The organism is Marinovum sp. J2-8 (assembly GCF_055808435.1).
This window is the reverse complement of the sequence record NZ_JBVVRZ010000010.1, coordinates 19,135-34,954: the sequence shown is the minus strand read 5'-3', so window position 1 is coordinate 34,954 and position 15,820 is coordinate 19,135. Positions and strand designations below refer to the sequence as shown.

The following is a 15,820-nucleotide window of genomic DNA, read 5'->3' as shown; positions in this document are numbered from 1 at the left end:
CCGCAATAGGATCGCCGGTTCGGGCTTTCTCCTGGTGGAAATATCCCAGGGGGTTTGGGGGGCTGGCCCCCCATCTGTCCTGTGGTTTGGGGGGCTGGCCCCCCATTTATCCTGCGGTTTGGGGGGCTGGCCCCCCATTTATCCTGCGGTTTTGGGGGGTAGCCCGCCATCTACTCTGCGGTTTGGCGGCTGCCCCTCTGCATTTCCCCTGTGATCTTGGGCGCTCCCCCCAACAATTGCCCCGCAATTTGACCCAACCGCCCATCCAACATACCACATATAAACCCGACGCCGCCGCAGTCCGGGGCGCATCACCTTGGCGCAATTTACAGAAAGCCCAAAATTCCAACGGTTGCACCCCGCCCGTCAACAGGACCAGGGGTTGACCTCACCGGCGCAGGCGCTCACTTATGACCGTGGAACCTGATCACAAATAAGGGGGTGTTACCCATGGCTTTCGAACTTCCCGATCTTCCCTATGCACATGACGCTCTGGCCGGTCTCGGCATGAGCCAGGAAACGTTGGAATACCACCACGACATTCACCACAAGGCCTATGTCGACAACGGCAACAAGCTGATTGCCGGCACCGAATGGGACGGCAAATCTCTCGAAGAGATCGTCAAAGGCACCTATGATTCCGCTGCCGTGGCGCAATCCGGCATCTTCAACAATGCCTCGCAGCATTGGAACCATGCCCAGTTCTGGGACATGATGGGGCCGGGCGGCAAGGACATGCCGGGCGAACTGGAAAGCCGCATCAAGGATGCTTTCGGCTCTACCGATGAATTCAAAAAGCAATTCGCAGCCGCAGGCGCGGGTCAGTTCGGCTCTGGCTGGGCCTGGCTGGTGGTGGACACCGATGGCACGCTGAAGGTGACCAAGACCGAAAATGGCGTCAACCCGCTGTGCTTTGGTCAAACGGCGCTTCTGGGCTGTGACGTCTGGGAACATTCCTATTACATTGATTTCCGCAACAAACGCCCGGCTTACCTGGATAACTTCCTGGAAAACCTGGTGAATTGGGAAAATGTCGCGGAGCGTCTCTCCGCGGCCTGATCGATCTGACCAAGTTTGAGAGGGCCCGCTGAATTGTTTCGGCGGGCCTTTTTCGTCCGGGCGCTGGCAATGGCGTCTGCGGGAATGTCAATTTATCTCTTGGTTGATCCCGGGGCTGAGGTTAGTCTCAGTTTAGTTTTGTGATATACTAGTCATCCAATTGTATGGACTTATCCGGAAAGAGCCGTGGCACAGAAACGCGACATTGCGCAGGAATTTCTGGATCGCGTCTGGCGACACGAAGATGTTTCGGCGATCTATGAAATGTTTTCCGGCGCGGCCAGCATCCAGGGTCTGGAAGAGGTCGATCAAATCGGACCCGATGAATTCAGGGCCTTTCACCGGATGATGACCGCGCAATTTTCCGACATTCGCCATACGATCCTGCTTGCGGTCGAAGACGGGCCGTGGTTGGCGATTTTATGTGATATCACAGCGGTTTACCGCAAAGATGGCACCAAGGTTGCCACCCGAAGCCAGATCATGATGCGCCATGACGGCGACAAGATTGTCGAAGCTCATAACCAGCTGAGCCTGATCCCGATATTCGAGGCTATTGGCCGTCTGCCGCCGCGCACGTTGGACCTTTGTCTGCTGGGCACGAAGCTTGAGGTGCAGCGCAAGCTTTGACGATTGCGGGCGCGTGCGCGCCTGATCCGGCGCGGGCCTGGATCTGATGATCGCTGTATATGGGAAACGCTCCTTTGGGTCCGATAAAGCTGGATTTCAACTCTGCGCGAGGGGGGGTAGGTCGCCGCGCCCACCACGTGCTAGCCTGTTTTTGATGCAAGACTGCGGCGGGCGAGGGGTTTATGACACACAGAATACGCATGACCGTTGTGGCGCTATTGGTGCATTTGACCGCGGCGCAGGGTGCGGTCGCGGATCCGCAAGGTTCGGCCCGCGTCGAAATCCCGGTCAGTTCGGACCGCGCCGACCCCGGTTTCACCAGTCCCGGATTTACTGGCCCCAGTTTCAGATGTCTGCCGCGGATGACCGCGCCCGAACACGCCATATGCGACAACGCGGTTTTGGCGGATCTGGACCGGGTGATGGCAGAAATCTATCGGCGTCACCGTCAGGGCGCCGGGCAGGATCGGCGGATGTCCCTGCAAAATGATCAACGGCTTTGGCTGCACTGGCGCGACACCTGTGGTGCGGCGGTGTCCTGTCTGCGGCGGCGGTACGAGCAGCGGATCATTGATCTGACGCCGAAAGACGCGCTGCCGCCGGGTTTTGGCTGTCGCCTGTCCCCTTATGGCAGCGTCCAGATTGGCACGCCGCTTTTGCCCGAGGGGTAGGGGCGCTGGCCCAAAGGTCTTAGTCCGCCGGGGCCGTGTCGTCGGGCAAATCAAACACCTGGCCGGGATAAATCAGATCCGGGTCACGGATTTGGTTACGGTTTGCATCGAACACCCGAACATAGAGCAATCCCTCGCCATACCGTTCGCGCGCGATCTGCCACAGCGTATTGCCCGGTTGCACGGTCAAGACCTTGATTGGGCTGTTGTCACCGTCCGAGGCGCGTTCCAATGTTTCGCGGTCTTCGCGTTGGAACGGGGTTTCGGCGCGTGATTTGACGTCGCCATCTTCATCCACCTCATCCACCCGCAGGACATAGACGCCTTTGTCGACCTCGGGCAGGCGCACCCGCCAAGAGCCGTCTTCGCGGATGCGGGACGTGGTGATTGGCGTATTGTCGAGGTAGACGCGGACAAATCCGCCACCCTCGGTGCCGGCCCCACGACCGGTCCCACGACCCGCCAATGCGACGTCGCCGGCATCGTCATAACTGATTGAATCGATCGCAACCCGGTCCAGCACCTCTGGCCCGGCCAGAACCCGCACACCTTCTTCGTCCGAGGCAAGAAGCGTCGGCGGCGTTTCCGTGTCCGGCTCGCCCTCGGCGACGACAGGTTCTGTGGTCTCAGGCTCGGCGGGTGTGACCTCAGTGACGACAGGTTCCGTGACTTCAGGTTCGGCTGGTACAACCTCAGTGACGACCGGTTCCGGGACTTCTGGCTCGGCAGGCGCAACTTCGGCTACGACAGGTTCCGGGACTTCTGGCTCGGCAGGCGCAACTTCGGCGACGACCGGTTCCGTGACCTCCGGTTCTGCTGGCGCAACCTCTGCGACGACAGGTTCCGTGACTTCAGGTTCGGCTGGCGCGACCTCAGCGACGACAGGTTCTGTGACCTCCGGTTCTGCTGGCGCAACCTCTGCGACGACAGGTTCCGTGACTTCAGGTTCGGCTGGCGCGACCTCAGCGACGACAGGTTCTGTGACCTCCGGTTCTGCTGGCGCGACCTCAGCGACGACAGGTTCTGTGACCTCAGGCTCGGCTGGCGCGACCTCAGTGACGACCGGTTCCGTGACTTCAGGCTCGGCTGGCACAACCTCGGTGATGACCGGTTCCGTGACCTCCGGCTCAACTGGCGCGACGTCCGCTGTGGTCGGCGTGTCGACCTCTGGTTCGGCCGCTTCGGCCACCAGATCGGGTTGCGTCTCTAGCTCTGGTTCGGCCACGGGGGTGGGCTTGGGGCCAAAGGGCGCGACGATGATGTCGGTTTCCGAGAAAACCTCGGTTCCGTTGTGCCGCATCGCCAATGTCATCAACCGGGGTTGCGGGCTGGGCGACAGGGTCATCAGGCTGACAAATTTGCCGTCCCGCCCGGCCAGGGTTTCGGCGATTTCCGCATTGTCGAGCAGGATCACAACCTGGGACCGTGGCACACCTTTGCCTGCGACCAGAGCCGAACCATCGGGTTCGACCCGCACCAGATCGAACACCGGCGGCGCCAATGGCGCGGTAGCCTCCGGGTCTGTGTCAGGCTCCGGCGCTTGCGCGTCGGGCAGGGCGGCAATCTGGGCCGGATCCTCTGGGGTTGGTTCCGGCGCATCTGCCGGCGCATCTGTCGGCACATCCGTAGGCGGCTCTGTTGTGGGCTCTGCCGCGATCTCGTCCGCTGGGTCTTGTGTGACCTCAGCCGCGCCACCATCCGCGTCCGGTACATCTGTATCATCAGAGGCGGGCAGCGGATCGGGCACGATCAGCGCCGCGGGGTCCGGCGCATCGGGTTTCAAAACCCCGCTCACCGTCAGGCCAACATAGCCAGCCGCCGCCACAGCCACCCCAGCAGCCCCGCCCCCCAGCAATCCAATCCATTTCGTCATCGTCGGTCCCTTCCGCACGCCCGGTTGCGCACGTGGCAGCCTGTTTGCGCGCCTGCGGCAATAATCGCAACACAATTGCACAAATGACCATGCAGCCCACTTGAAAAAGCGAAAAAAACTCTATCGCCAAAGGGTTTCCCGGTCAAAATGTGGATTCCCGGCGACATTTTCGCCTTTGAATTGCGCCGCACATGGTCCGCTGTCGTTTCCGCGGTGCGGCATCCGTTGACTTCCCCCGGCACGCGGGCAGTATGGCGCCAGATTACAGGACCCCAGTTTGAGGAGCGAGTGACAATGACCGACATCTCGGTTTGTGTGTATTGCGGGTCGCGGGATGGGGCCAATCCGGCCTATGCTGCGGCCGCCGAAGATCTGGGCCGGGCGCTTGCCCTGAACAAATGGCGTCTGGTCTATGGTGCCGGGGACATCGGGTTGATGGGGCGCGTGGCGCGGTCGGCCCAGGAAAGCGGCGGCCAGACCTTTGGCGTCATCCCGACGCATTTGTTGGATCACGAGGTCGGCAAACGCGATTTGTCGACCTTTGTCATCACCGAGACCATGCATGAACGCAAGAAAGTCATGCTGATGAACGCCGATGCCGTTGTGCTTTTGCCCGGCGGGGCGGGGTCACTGGATGAATTCTTCGAGGTGCTGACCTGGGCGCAACTGGGGCTGCATACCAAGCCGGTGATCCTGATGAATGTCGCGGGTTATTGGGATCCGCTGTTGGTGCTGCTGGATCATGTGATTGATCAGGGCTTTGCCGAGCCTTCACTGCGTGAGTTCTGGGGCAGCACCGCCTCGGTCGAGGAATGTGTCGCCAGCCTGCGCGCCGCACTTTCCTGATCAGGCTCGCCCTGATCGGACCTGTCCTGATCAAACCTGTCCGTATTGATCCCGGTCTGTTTGTCACCCTTGCCCCGGCGCAGGGTGGCAATGGTATAGATCGCCAGTGCCAGCCAGATCAGAGGAAAGGCAATGGCGTGCCATCGGCTTATCGGTTCGGCAAAGATCAACGTTGCCACAAGGAATTGCAGGGTCGGGTTCAGATATTGGACCAGCCCAACCGTGGACAAGGGCACCTTGCGGGTGGCATTTGAAAACAGGATCAGCGGCAGCGCCGTAATCGGGCCAGAGGCGATCAACAACAGGATTTCGCTCCAGCGCAGTCCGCCGGGCTGTCCGACCGCCAGAATACGGTCGATCCCGGCACCATCCGCCGCGCCAAACCCGAGGATCATCACCAGCGACAGCGGGGCAATCAACAGCACCTCGCCCGTGACAGAGATCACCGGACCGGCAGACAGGCGTTTCTTGATCGCGCTGTAAGCGCCAAAGGTCACGGCCAGCAACAGAGAAATCCAGGGGGCGACGCCCAGCCCCCAGGTCAGCAATGCGACCGCGCCGACCGCCAACCCAACGGCGGTCCATTGCAAGGCGCCCAGCCGTTCACCAAAGAAGATTCGGCCCAAAAGCACCGCCACCAGCGGAAAAATGAAATAGCCCAAGCTGGCCTCGGTGGCGCGGCCCTGACCGATGGCCCAGATGAACCAGAACCAATTGCAAGAGATGACCACCGCCGCGCCGGCAAGGATCAGGATCTGGCGGCTGGCCATCACCGTGCGCAGCACCGGCAATCGCCCCTGATAGGCCACGACGCCGACAAAAAACACCGCAGACCAGAATGTGCGATGCGCCAGAACCTCGATCGGGGGGAGGTGCGACAGCAGCTTGAAATAGAGCCCGGACACGCCCCAGATGGCGCAGGCCGCGATCAACGACAGAATGCCGAGGCGCATTTGATCTGATGTGGTTTGGGGCATGTGTCCGGCCTGAATGACGCGCCAACGGCGCGCCGCGACCATGTCAGACTGGGCCGGGGATGCAATGACCAAAGCGGCCGATGGGGCCGGGGGCCGCTTGGCCCGGCGCCAGCTGCCCCGGTCCCCCCCTCGGTCAGTGTCTGGCGCCGCCGCCCCTACATATCAGTCCCCGGCGTTCAGGAGACCCCGGCGTTCATCACGCCGCGTCTTCGTCTTCGGATTGCTGCCGCCGCCAGAGGCTGGCGTAGCGGCCATCTTTCAGCAGCAATTCACCATGGGTGCCGCTTTCGGCGATTTCGCCGTCCTGCAACACCACGATCTGGTCAGCATCCGCCACAGTGGAAAGCCGGTGTGCGATGGTCAGCACGGTGCGTCCCTCAGCGGCGCGGGCCAGCGCGCCCTGAATTTCCTGTTCGGTCTCGCTGTCCAACGCCGAGGTCGCCTCGTCCAGCAACAGGATCGGCGGGTTTTTGAGCAGGGTGCGCGCAATGCCGACACGTTGCTTTTCCCCGCCCGAGAGCTTGAGCCCGCGTTCGCCGACCGTGGTGTCATATCCATCGGGCAGCGAGGTGATGAAATCGTGGATCTGTGCGGCCTTGGCGGCTTCGATCACTTCGGCCTCGGTTGCGCCTTCGCGACCATATTCGATGTTATAGCGGATGGTGTCGTTGAACAGCACCGTGTCCTGCGGCACCACGCCGATGGCGTCATGCAGGCTGGTCTGGGTGATGTCGCGCACGTCCTGACCGTCGATGGTCAACGCGCCGTCGGTGACATCATAAAACCGGAACAACAGCCGCCCGATGGTGGATTTGCCCGAGCCGGAGGGGCCGACAATGGCGATATTCTGACCGGCACCGGCGGTGACGGTCACGCCCTTGAGGATCGGCCGCGCGGGGTCATATCCGAAATGCACATTTTTCAGTGTCACCTCGCCGCCGGAAATTTTCAGCGGCTTTGCATCCGGTTTGTCGGACACTTCTGCGGGTTGCTCCAAAAGGTGAAACATCTCGCCCATATCAACAAGGCTTTGACGGATCTCGCGATACACGGTGCCAAGGAAGTTCAGTGGCATGGTAATCTGAATCATATAGGCGTTGACCATGACAAAATCGCCGACCGTCAGATCGCCGTTCTGCACGCCCACCGCCGCCATCACCATGATGCCAACCAGACCGCTTGTGATCAAAAGCGACTGACCAAAGTTCAGGAACGCCAGTGAGTAGGACGTCTTGAGCGCCGCGCGTTCATATCCGGCCATGGCCACGTCATAACGGGCGGCTTCGCGTGCTTCGGCGCCAAAATATTTGACAGTTTCAAAGTTCAACAGGCTGTCGATGGCCTTTTGGTTGGCATCGGTGTCCTGATCGTTCATCTCGCGGCGCAGTTTGACGCGCCATTCCGTGACCTTGAAGGTGAACCAGACATAAAGCGCAATGGTCAGCGCCACGATCGCCAGATACCAGACATCAAACAGAAAGAAGAGCACAACCGCGATCAGCAGCAGTTCCAGCACCAGAGGTCCAATCGAGAACAGCAGAAACCGCAACAGGAACTCGACACCCTTGACCCCGCGTTCGATGATCCGCGACAGCCCGCCGGTCTTGCGCGTGATATGATAGCGCATCGAAAGACGGTGGATATGGGTAAAGGTTTCCAGCGCAAGCTGGCGCAGGGCACGTTGGCCAACCGCCGCGAACAGCGCATCGCGCAATTGCTGAAATCCGTTGGTCATCAGACGCGCCAACCCATAGGCGACGGTCAGGCCAACCGCGCCAAGCGCAAGGTCCGAAACGTCGCCGTCCAGCGCATCGACTGCGGCTTTGTACAGCATGGGCGTGCCGACGGCGATCAACTTGGCCAGCACCAGCACCGACATGGCCGCGACAACACGATATTTCACCCATTGGTGCGCGTCGGGCCAAAGATACGGCGCGACGCGGCGAATGGTGCGCCAGCCGGATCGGCGTTCCTGTTCGGCGATGCGGGCGTTTTCGGCGGCCTCGGCGGATTGCGCGTCGGTGGCTGTCATATCAGTCTTTCTTTGTGGTCGGGGGGGGCGATCAATGCCACGTCCCGACAGGGGATCATGCCCTGCGATCGTATGGTGCGGGGCGCAGGCCGCCCCGGACAGGGCGCCCCACACAGGGACAGGACGCCCCGCATTATGGATTTGTCTACTCTGCGGCGCGCAGTGGCAATTCGGGCTGGGCCGGATCGACGAAAACCGCTGTGGTCGTCGATGTCGGTGGGGTCGGGGCATCTTCCCAGATGATCTCTGGGTTGCGCACCCGGCGCGCCTTGCGCGACAGCGCCCAATCGCGCGCCGCCCGGCTTGACCGGCCTTGACCCAGACGTGCCAGCAACCGCGCGAACCAGAACACATAGGTCCAGAACCAGACCCGCATCGCCAGCATCGCCGGGGTGAACACTAGCGTCAGCACCGTCGCCACGCCAAGACCAAAGACCACCGCAGTCGCCAGTTGTTTCCACCAGAGCGCGGTGGGGCTGTCGATGGAATAGCCGCCGTTCCAGAAATCCAGGCTAAGACCCACCATCATCGGCGCAAGCCCGGCCATGGTGGTGATCGTGGTCAGAAGCACCGGGCGAATCCGGTCTTCGGCGGTGCGCACAATCGCCTCGATCCGGGGCATGTATGTGGAATATTCCATATAGGTGTCGATCAGCACGATATTGTTGTTCACCACAATCCCGGCCAAGGCGACGATGCCGGTGCCGGTCATGATGATCGAAAAGGTCTGATCCATCACCAACATGCCGATCAGGACGCCGGTGGTGGACAGAACCACCGCCAGGAGAACCAGAATCGAGTTATAGACGCTGTTGAACTGCGCCAGCAGGATGATGAACATCAACCCCAGCGCCCCGGCAAAGGCGGTCATCAGAAATTGTTGCGATTCTTCCTGATCTTCCTGATCGCCGGTCCATTCCGTGGAAATCCCGACGCCCAGGGGCGAGGTTTCCAACCAGGTGTTGAGCGCCGCGATCCGTTCGTTTGCGGTCATTGGAACGGCGCGCAGGTCTTCGGCGCTTAGCGCGGCCTCCAGGCTGGCGCGGTCCTCACCGGGTTCAAAGGTATCCACCACATAGTTGGTTGCGCCAATGGTCAGTGTCGCACCCGGTTTTGCATCGCCTTCGGTGGCTTCACGGCCATAGGCCAGCAGTTTGGCTGTGTCGCCGTCGCCGCTGACAAATGTGGTGATGCCGGGGCGCACCGCTGCCTTGACATCGAAATAGCGTTTCTGGTCAACCCGCGAGATTTCGGCCAATTTCGCCACCGGTTTTCGGGTGACGAAATTCGACAGCGGGACAAGCCCGTCTGCGGTGCGCACCTTGAGCGTGTCCAGCGTGGACAAGACCCGGTCCTGTTCCGGCAGGCGGACGCGGATTTCGATTTCCTCATCGGAACTGTCGACCCGCATGGTGTCGAGCAGGATACCGCGTGTCACCAATTGCACCATCGCGCCCACGGTGGCGACATCTGCGCCGAAACGTCCGGCTTTTTCGACATCGACATCAATCTGCCAGTCGATGCCGGGCAGGGGCAGGGTATCTTCGATCAGATGCAGGCCAGCGGTGTTCTGAAACTGGGTGTGCACGGCTTCGGTCGCGGCAATCAGCTCCTGCCAGTTGTCCCCTTTCAGGCGCAAATGCACCGGCTTGGCGCTGGCGGGGCCCATGGCCTGGGCCAGAATTTCGATCCGCACGCCGGGGATCTGTTCCAATTCCGCCTGCAATTCCTCGAGCACGACATTGCCGTCCAGATCAGGCCGATCCATGCGGTCTTCCCATGGGATGGTTTCGAACTGAACCTGGCCGACCGTGTCCTTGGGGGGCTGTGCCCCGCCGGTATTCGAATTCAACCCGCCGTTGCCCGCAAAGGCAAAGGCGTTGTCGATGCCGGGATGGGCCAGCACGATGTCCTCGGCCTGACGCACCAGGGCGTCTTTTTCTTCCAGCGAAAGGTTGCCGCGTGCCAGCACATAGACGATGCCCTGTTCCGGTTCGCTTTCGACAAAGAATTCGACGCCTTTGCTGTTTTCGCCAAAATAGCCGAACACCGCCATGACAAAGGCAATCACCGTTGCGGCGGTCACCAGCGGCATGATCGGATTTCCGGCGATCAGTTTGATCACCCAGCCAAACAGGGTGCGGCGACGCCCCGCACGCACGCGTTTGCGTTTCCAGTGAAATTCAACCGCGCCCAAGGTGACCGAAGCCATGAAAGCCCCGGCAAGGAAAATCATTGCCCCCGGCACGATGGCAAAAAGGCCCGGCGCGGCGTTGTCGAACAGGTAGTTCGGGTTCAGCAGCTGCATCGCGCCCACGAAAATCACCAGAAGCGAGACCGGCACCAAAAGCGCGCGGATGATCCAGGGGAACCGGTTTTCCAACCATTCGGAACACCGCCCGAACAAGCGGCTCATACGGCCCGTCACACCGCCCATCACCGGCAGATAGATCAACGCCACGATCAGCGACGCCGACAGAACAAAGATCAATGTGACCGGCAACATGCCCATGAATTGACCCGGCACACCGGGCCAGAACAACATTGGCAAGAAGGCACAGAGCGTTGTCGCGGTAGAGCTGACAATCGGCCAGAACATGCGCTTGGCGGCCTCGACATAGGCATGCATCGGGCCAGAGCCGTCCTTGATCCGCTTGTCGGCATATTCAACAACCACAATCGCGCCATCCACCAGCATGCCAACGGCCAGGATCAGGCCGAACATCACGATGTTGGAAATGGTGATCCCCATCAGCCCCAACAGCACAAAGCACAGCAGGAAAGAGGTCGGAATGGCGAAACCCACCAGAAGGGCGGGCCGCGTCCCGAGGGCCGCCAACACCACGATCATCACCAGGGCAATCGCCGTCAGAACCGAGCCTTCAAGCTGGCTGACCATCGAGGCCACAACGCGGCTTTGGTCGTTCGATGTGCCGACTTCGACCGCAGCTTTCAGCTCTGGCGGCCAGTCTTTTCTTGCTTCGGCGACCACTTCTTTGACTTCGGTTGCCGTGTCGATCAGGTTGAAACCCTTGCGTTTGACCACCTGCAACGCCACGGTTTCTTCGCCGTTGAAGCGCGCGGTGCCAACCCGGTCTTCGAATGTCAGCTGGATGCGGGCCAGATCGCCCAATGTCACCACCCGGTCGCCATTGGTTTTGACCGGCAGGTTGTAGATGTCCTGGGGTTCATCAAATGACGACGGGATCTTGACCGCGAATGTGCCCTGGGCGGTTTCGACTTCGCCGGCCGCAATCAATTGGTTGTTGTTCTGCACCACGGAAATCAGCTCGCCCGCAGTCACATTATAGGCTTCGAGCCGCAGCGGGTCGATCAGCACTTCCAGCATTTCGTCGCGGTTGCCGGCGATCCCGGCCTCCAGCACCGCATCAATGCCTTCTACCCGGTCCTGCAAATCCTTGGCCACGCGCGCCATGGTGCGTTCGGGCACCGCGCCGGTCAGGTTGACGATGACAATCGGGAATTCGGAAAAGTTGATTTCGTTGATGGTGTATTGCTCGGCACCATCGGGAAAACTGGCCTCGGCAGATTTCATCGCATCGCGGACATCGGCCATGACCTTGGTCTTGTCCCAGCCGAATTCAAACTCCAGCGCGACACCGGCATAGCCTTCGGCGGCGGTGCCGGACAGGGTTTTCAACCCGTCCAGATCGGACAATTCGGTTTCCATCGGCTTGACCAGAAGCGTTTCGGAATCTGTCGCGCTGATCCCGGCGAAAGGCACCGAAATGAACAGCGCCGGGATTTCGATGTCTGGTTCACCCTCTTTTGGCAGCCCCACATAGGCAATGCCCCCCGCCAGAAGCGAGAGGGCAATAAAGGCCATGACCATTCGGGCGCGTGATGCGGCCCAGTCGACCATTCCCGTCATTGACTTACCTCCAGGCTGGCATCTTTGTAGGTCGGAATGACCTTGACCCCATCTTCGACGTATTCCTGACCAAGGGTAATAATGTCGAGCCGCTCTGGCAGGCCAGCCACCCAAACCCCTTCGCGGGTGTCCCGCAACAGGGTGACCGGCAAGAAGGCCACCAGATTTTCGGCGGTCACCGACCGCACGCCCAATTCGCCATCGTCATTCAACGTCAGGGTCGATTGCGGCAAGAGATGCGCAGAGACCCCGGCGGCAGAAATGGCGATTTCGGCGGTCTGACCATCGCGGATCGCCAGATCGCTGTTGGCGACGGTGATTTCCACCCGGAAGGTGCGGGTTGTCGGATCGGCCGAACGGGACAGGAAGGTGACCTTGCCCGCCACATTGCTGCCTTCCGACAGGCGGGCCCCGGCGTCGGCGTTCAATTTTACGCGCGCGACCTCGGTTTCGGGGACATAAGCCACCATTTTGATTGGGTCGAGTTGAATGATCGTAGCGCAGAGCGCGCCGGGCTGCATCAATGCGCCCAGTTCAGCAGCATCGGATTCCAGCAGACCGGCAAAAGGTGCCTTGATCTTCAAACGTTCAATTTCTTTCCGTGCCGAGGCAACACCGGCCTCAGCCGAACGGATCGCCGCCTGTGCGCTTTGCAGCCCCGATTTGGCGGTCTCCAGCGCGGCCCGTGCGCTGGAAACATTGGCCTCGGCGCTGCGCACCGAGGCGGCGGTTGATGCCACGCGGGTTTCCGAGGCAAATCCGTCTTCTTTCAGCGCCTTGGCGGCGCGTTCATTGATCTGGGCTTCCTCCAGACGGGCGGCGGCCTCCTGCAATCTGGCTTCGGCTTCGGGCACGCCGGCCTCGATCCCGGGCACGCGGGCTTGGGCTTCGTCCAGCCGCGCGCGGGCCTCGTCCAATGTGGCGCCACGGGTGCCCGGCTCCAGTTCACACAGCAGCTGGCCCTGTTCGACAAAAGCCCCCTTGCGCAGCGGGTCAGAGACCACCAATCCGCTGATTTCCGCTTTGACATCGACCTGACGGGCGGCCTCGGTCTGGCCACGCAGGATCACGGCGCTGTCGACAACCTGGGCGGTTGAATGGCGCGCCACAACGCGAATGCCGCTGGGTTGCGTGTCTGTTTCGGCGGGGGCTTCGACCGTTTCGGCCTCTGCCGTTGTTTCTTCTGGATCTACCGTGTCGTCGGATGTGCCAAACATCTGGCCGAAATGGCTGTTGCGGGCAAATTCCAAGAGCGCCTCGCGTTGCAAAACCGCGAAAACCAGAAACGCCGAAACGGCAATTGCCGTCAGAACCGGAATAAGTCGCATAAGATGCCTTCTTTTCTCATAAAATCATACCAGGCAGCCGACGGAAATCTTCGGCCGGAGGAACGCGCCTGGCACATCACGCGGGGTATATAGGTATTTTTGTCTGAACTGACCAGTTCAGATTAGACTTTTCCGCGGTGCAGCGCAAGTTGCGGGTGAATTTGGCAACAATTTCACGCAGTCCCGGCGTGGCTTCGCCATCTGGCCCGGTGCCTGGCTCTTGGCACTTGTCGCGGGCCGGGTTAAGAGGGGCGGACCAATGCAGCCCCTTGTGGGGTGCCCGATCAGTGAGGCAGTGAGTTGAGCGAGACCGACAGTTTTATCGAAGAGGTGAGCGAAGAGGTCCGGCGCGACCGGCTTTTCCTGGCATTGCGGCGCTACGGCTGGATTGGTGTGCTGGCGGTCCTGTTGATCGTCGGTGGGGCGGCCTGGCGGGAATATTCCAATGCGCAGGACCGTGCAGCGGCACAGTCGCTGGGCGATTCGATCCTGGCCGCGATGGAAATCGAGGACCGCACCGAACGGATTTCGGCCCTGAATGCGGTGAACCCCGACAGCGCCGGTGGTGCGGCACTTCTGGGGCTTTTGACCGCCGCCGAAGAAGGGTTGAATGACCAGACCGACGATGCCGTGGCAACCCTGAGTGAAATCACCGCCAATGGCGATGTGGCGCAGATTTACCGCGATATTGCCGGCTTCAAGCTTCTGATGGCGCAGTCCGACACCCTGGACGCCGCCGAACGGCGCAGCGGGTTTGAGGCGCTGGCCCGGGCAGGCAGTCCGATCCGGCTTCTGGCAGAAGAGCAATTGGCGCTGATCGCGGTCGAAACCGGTGACACCGAGGGCGCGATTGCCAAATTTCAGGCCATCCTGGTGGATTCCGAAGTGACCGCAGGCTTGCGCCAGCGCGTCTCTCAGGTGATTGTCGCCCTGGGTGGCGAGATTGACGCCGCCTGAGACATTTCGAACCGATTTCGGGCCGGATCGGTCTGGTCGGTTGGCAAGATCGCCCAGCGGCAAATTGCGTAAATAGCAAGATGCCCGGGCGGACCGCGAATTCCGGTGTGACCTTTGCATCGGTGAAATGATAACACGACGTGACGACGCGTTCATGGCGACACAGGCATGAATGTACCGGCATGAAGGCATGCGCATGAAGATGTGGGGGCGAACCAGGTGAGAACGGCAACGATCAGGATTATCTTGGGCCTCGCGGCGGTATCGGTCTTTGCGGCCTGTGAAAGCCGGCGGGAAATCATTCTACCGGGCAAGCGCGAAGCCATCCGCCCCGACGAGGCCTCTTTGGCCGCCGAGGCCGCGACAACCGCCGACAGCCTGTCGTTGGCGGCCGCGACCCGCAACGCCACCTGGCTTCAGGGTCATGGCACGCCTGCGACCCGCACCAACCACCCGGCCTTTGGCACGGCGTTGACCCCGCTGTGGTCCGCCAATATCGGCCAGGGCGACAGCCGCAAATTCCGCATTACCGCAGATCCCGTGGTTGCCGATGGCCGCATCTATACGCTCGACAGCGATGCTTTGGTCACCGCAACCTCGACCGGTGGCGCGACGCTCTGGACCCGCGATCTGGCCCCGGCGCGTGATGGCGGCGGGCAGGGGTCTGGCGGCGGATTGGCGATTGGCGGCGGGCGGCTTTATGTCACCTCCGGCTATGGCAGCATCACCGCGCTCGATCTGGCCTCCGGTGCCGAAATCTGGAGCCAGAAGCTGCAAGCCAGCGGCACGGCATCGCCAAGTTATGCGGATGGGCTGGTCTATCTGGTGGCCGGCGATCGCACCGCCTGGGCGATCGAGGCTGACACCGGTCGCATCCGCTGGCAGCTGGAAGGTCTGGAAGACATCAACAATGTGCATGGCGGTCCGGCCCCGGCACTGACCGACAAATTCGTGATCTTCGGCTATGGCTCCGGCGATGTACAAGGCGCGTTCCGCAAAGGCGGGCTCAGCCTCTGGAATGCAACCATTGCCGGACAGCGCAATGGATTCGCCATCAACCGCGTCAGCGATATCACCGGCGATCCGGTGGTGGTTGGCGACACGGTCTATGTGGCCAACCATACCGGCCGTCTGGTGGCCTTGAACACCGGCAGCGGCAGCCGCAAGTGGACCGCGCGGGACGCAGCGGTGCAACCGGTGTGGGTCACTGGGGGGGGCGTGTTCTTTGTGTCGGACCGAAATGATCTGAAGCGTGTCAATGTGTCCGACGGGGCCGAGGTCTGGTCAGCCGAACTGCCGGGCTATACATCCCAGCGTCCGCGCAAACGGGACCGGATCTTTGGCAACTATGGTCCGATCCTGGCCGGCGGCGGGCTGTATGTGGCGGGGGGCGATGGCCTTCTGCGGGCCTATGATCCCAACGACGGTCAGCTGCTGAAAACCGCCGAAATTCCCGGTGGCGCGACCACAAATCCGGTGGTGGTGAACGGTGTCATGTACATCGTGACCAAAAAGGGCCAGTTGCAGGCGTACGGCGGCTGATGTATCGGGGGCG

11 protein-coding genes are annotated in these 15,820 nt (G+C 61.2%); 6 read left to right on the top strand and 5 right to left on the bottom strand.

Going from position 1 to position 15,820, the window contains the following annotated elements; translation table 11 throughout:
* Positions 1-450 precede the first annotated feature (450 nt).
* The 3 genes from AC0L4F_RS20795 (at position 451) to AC0L4F_RS20785 (ending at position 2,360) form a co-directional block, all read left to right on the top strand.
* Positions 451-1,059, top strand: a complete 609-nt coding sequence (locus AC0L4F_RS20795; RefSeq protein ID WP_244691289.1) for a superoxide dismutase — start codon at positions 451-453, stop codon at positions 1,057-1,059.
* Between the two features lie 186 nt (positions 1,060-1,245).
* Entirely contained in the window at positions 1,246-1,689 is a 444-nt protein-coding gene (locus tag AC0L4F_RS20790) for an ester cyclase (RefSeq protein ID WP_244691288.1), read from the top strand.
* Between the two features lie 182 nt (positions 1,690-1,871).
* Entirely contained in the window at positions 1,872-2,360 is a 489-nt protein-coding gene (locus AC0L4F_RS20785) for a lysozyme inhibitor LprI family protein (RefSeq protein WP_244691287.1), read from the top strand.
* 19 nt (positions 2,361-2,379) lie between these two features.
* Here AC0L4F_RS20785 and AC0L4F_RS20780 read toward each other — a convergent pair whose 3' ends face one another.
* Entirely contained in the window at positions 2,380-4,233 is a 1,854-nt protein-coding gene (locus AC0L4F_RS20780; RefSeq protein ID WP_244691286.1) for a LysM peptidoglycan-binding domain-containing protein, read from the bottom strand.
* 294 nt (positions 4,234-4,527) lie between these two features.
* On the opposite strand from AC0L4F_RS20780, the gene AC0L4F_RS20775 reads away from it, so the two are divergent.
* On the top strand, positions 4,528-5,079 hold the full coding sequence (locus AC0L4F_RS20775) for an LOG family protein (protein WP_244691285.1): 552 nt from the start codon (positions 4,528-4,530) through the stop codon (positions 5,077-5,079).
* Here AC0L4F_RS20775 and rarD read toward each other — a convergent pair.
* The 4 genes from rarD to AC0L4F_RS20755 form a co-directional block, all read right to left on the bottom strand.
* On the bottom strand, positions 4,986-6,056 hold the full coding sequence (gene rarD, locus AC0L4F_RS20770; RefSeq protein ID WP_244691284.1) for an EamA family transporter RarD: 1,071 nt from the start codon (positions 6,054-6,056) through the stop codon (positions 4,986-4,988). The genes AC0L4F_RS20775 and rarD overlap by 94 nt on opposite strands.
* A gap of 196 nt (positions 6,057-6,252) precedes the next feature.
* Positions 6,253-8,088: an ABCB family ABC transporter ATP-binding protein/permease gene (locus AC0L4F_RS20765; protein WP_244691283.1), complete on the bottom strand. Its 1,836-nt coding sequence runs from the start codon at positions 8,086-8,088 to the stop codon at positions 6,253-6,255.
* 145 nt (positions 8,089-8,233) lie between these two features.
* On the bottom strand, positions 8,234-11,980 hold the full coding sequence (locus AC0L4F_RS20760) for an efflux RND transporter permease subunit (RefSeq protein ID WP_244691282.1): 3,747 nt from the start codon (positions 11,978-11,980) through the stop codon (positions 8,234-8,236).
* A complete protein-coding gene (locus AC0L4F_RS20755; protein WP_244691281.1) occupies positions 11,977-13,308 on the bottom strand; it encodes an efflux RND transporter periplasmic adaptor subunit in 1,332 nt (443 codons plus the stop codon). The genes AC0L4F_RS20760 and AC0L4F_RS20755 overlap by 4 nt, the downstream gene beginning before the upstream one ends.
* A gap of 300 nt (positions 13,309-13,608) precedes the next feature.
* Between AC0L4F_RS20755 and AC0L4F_RS20750 the strand changes: the two genes are divergently transcribed.
* Together AC0L4F_RS20750 and AC0L4F_RS20745 are read left to right on the top strand one after the other, a co-directional pair.
* Complete coding sequence (locus AC0L4F_RS20750; protein WP_244691280.1) at positions 13,609-14,265, top strand: hypothetical protein; 657 nt, start codon at positions 13,609-13,611, stop codon at positions 14,263-14,265.
* 219 nt (positions 14,266-14,484) lie between these two features.
* A complete protein-coding gene (locus tag AC0L4F_RS20745) occupies positions 14,485-15,807 on the top strand; it encodes a PQQ-like beta-propeller repeat protein (protein ID WP_244691279.1) in 1,323 nt (440 codons plus the stop codon).
* The last annotated feature ends 13 nt before the right edge of the window (positions 15,808-15,820 follow it).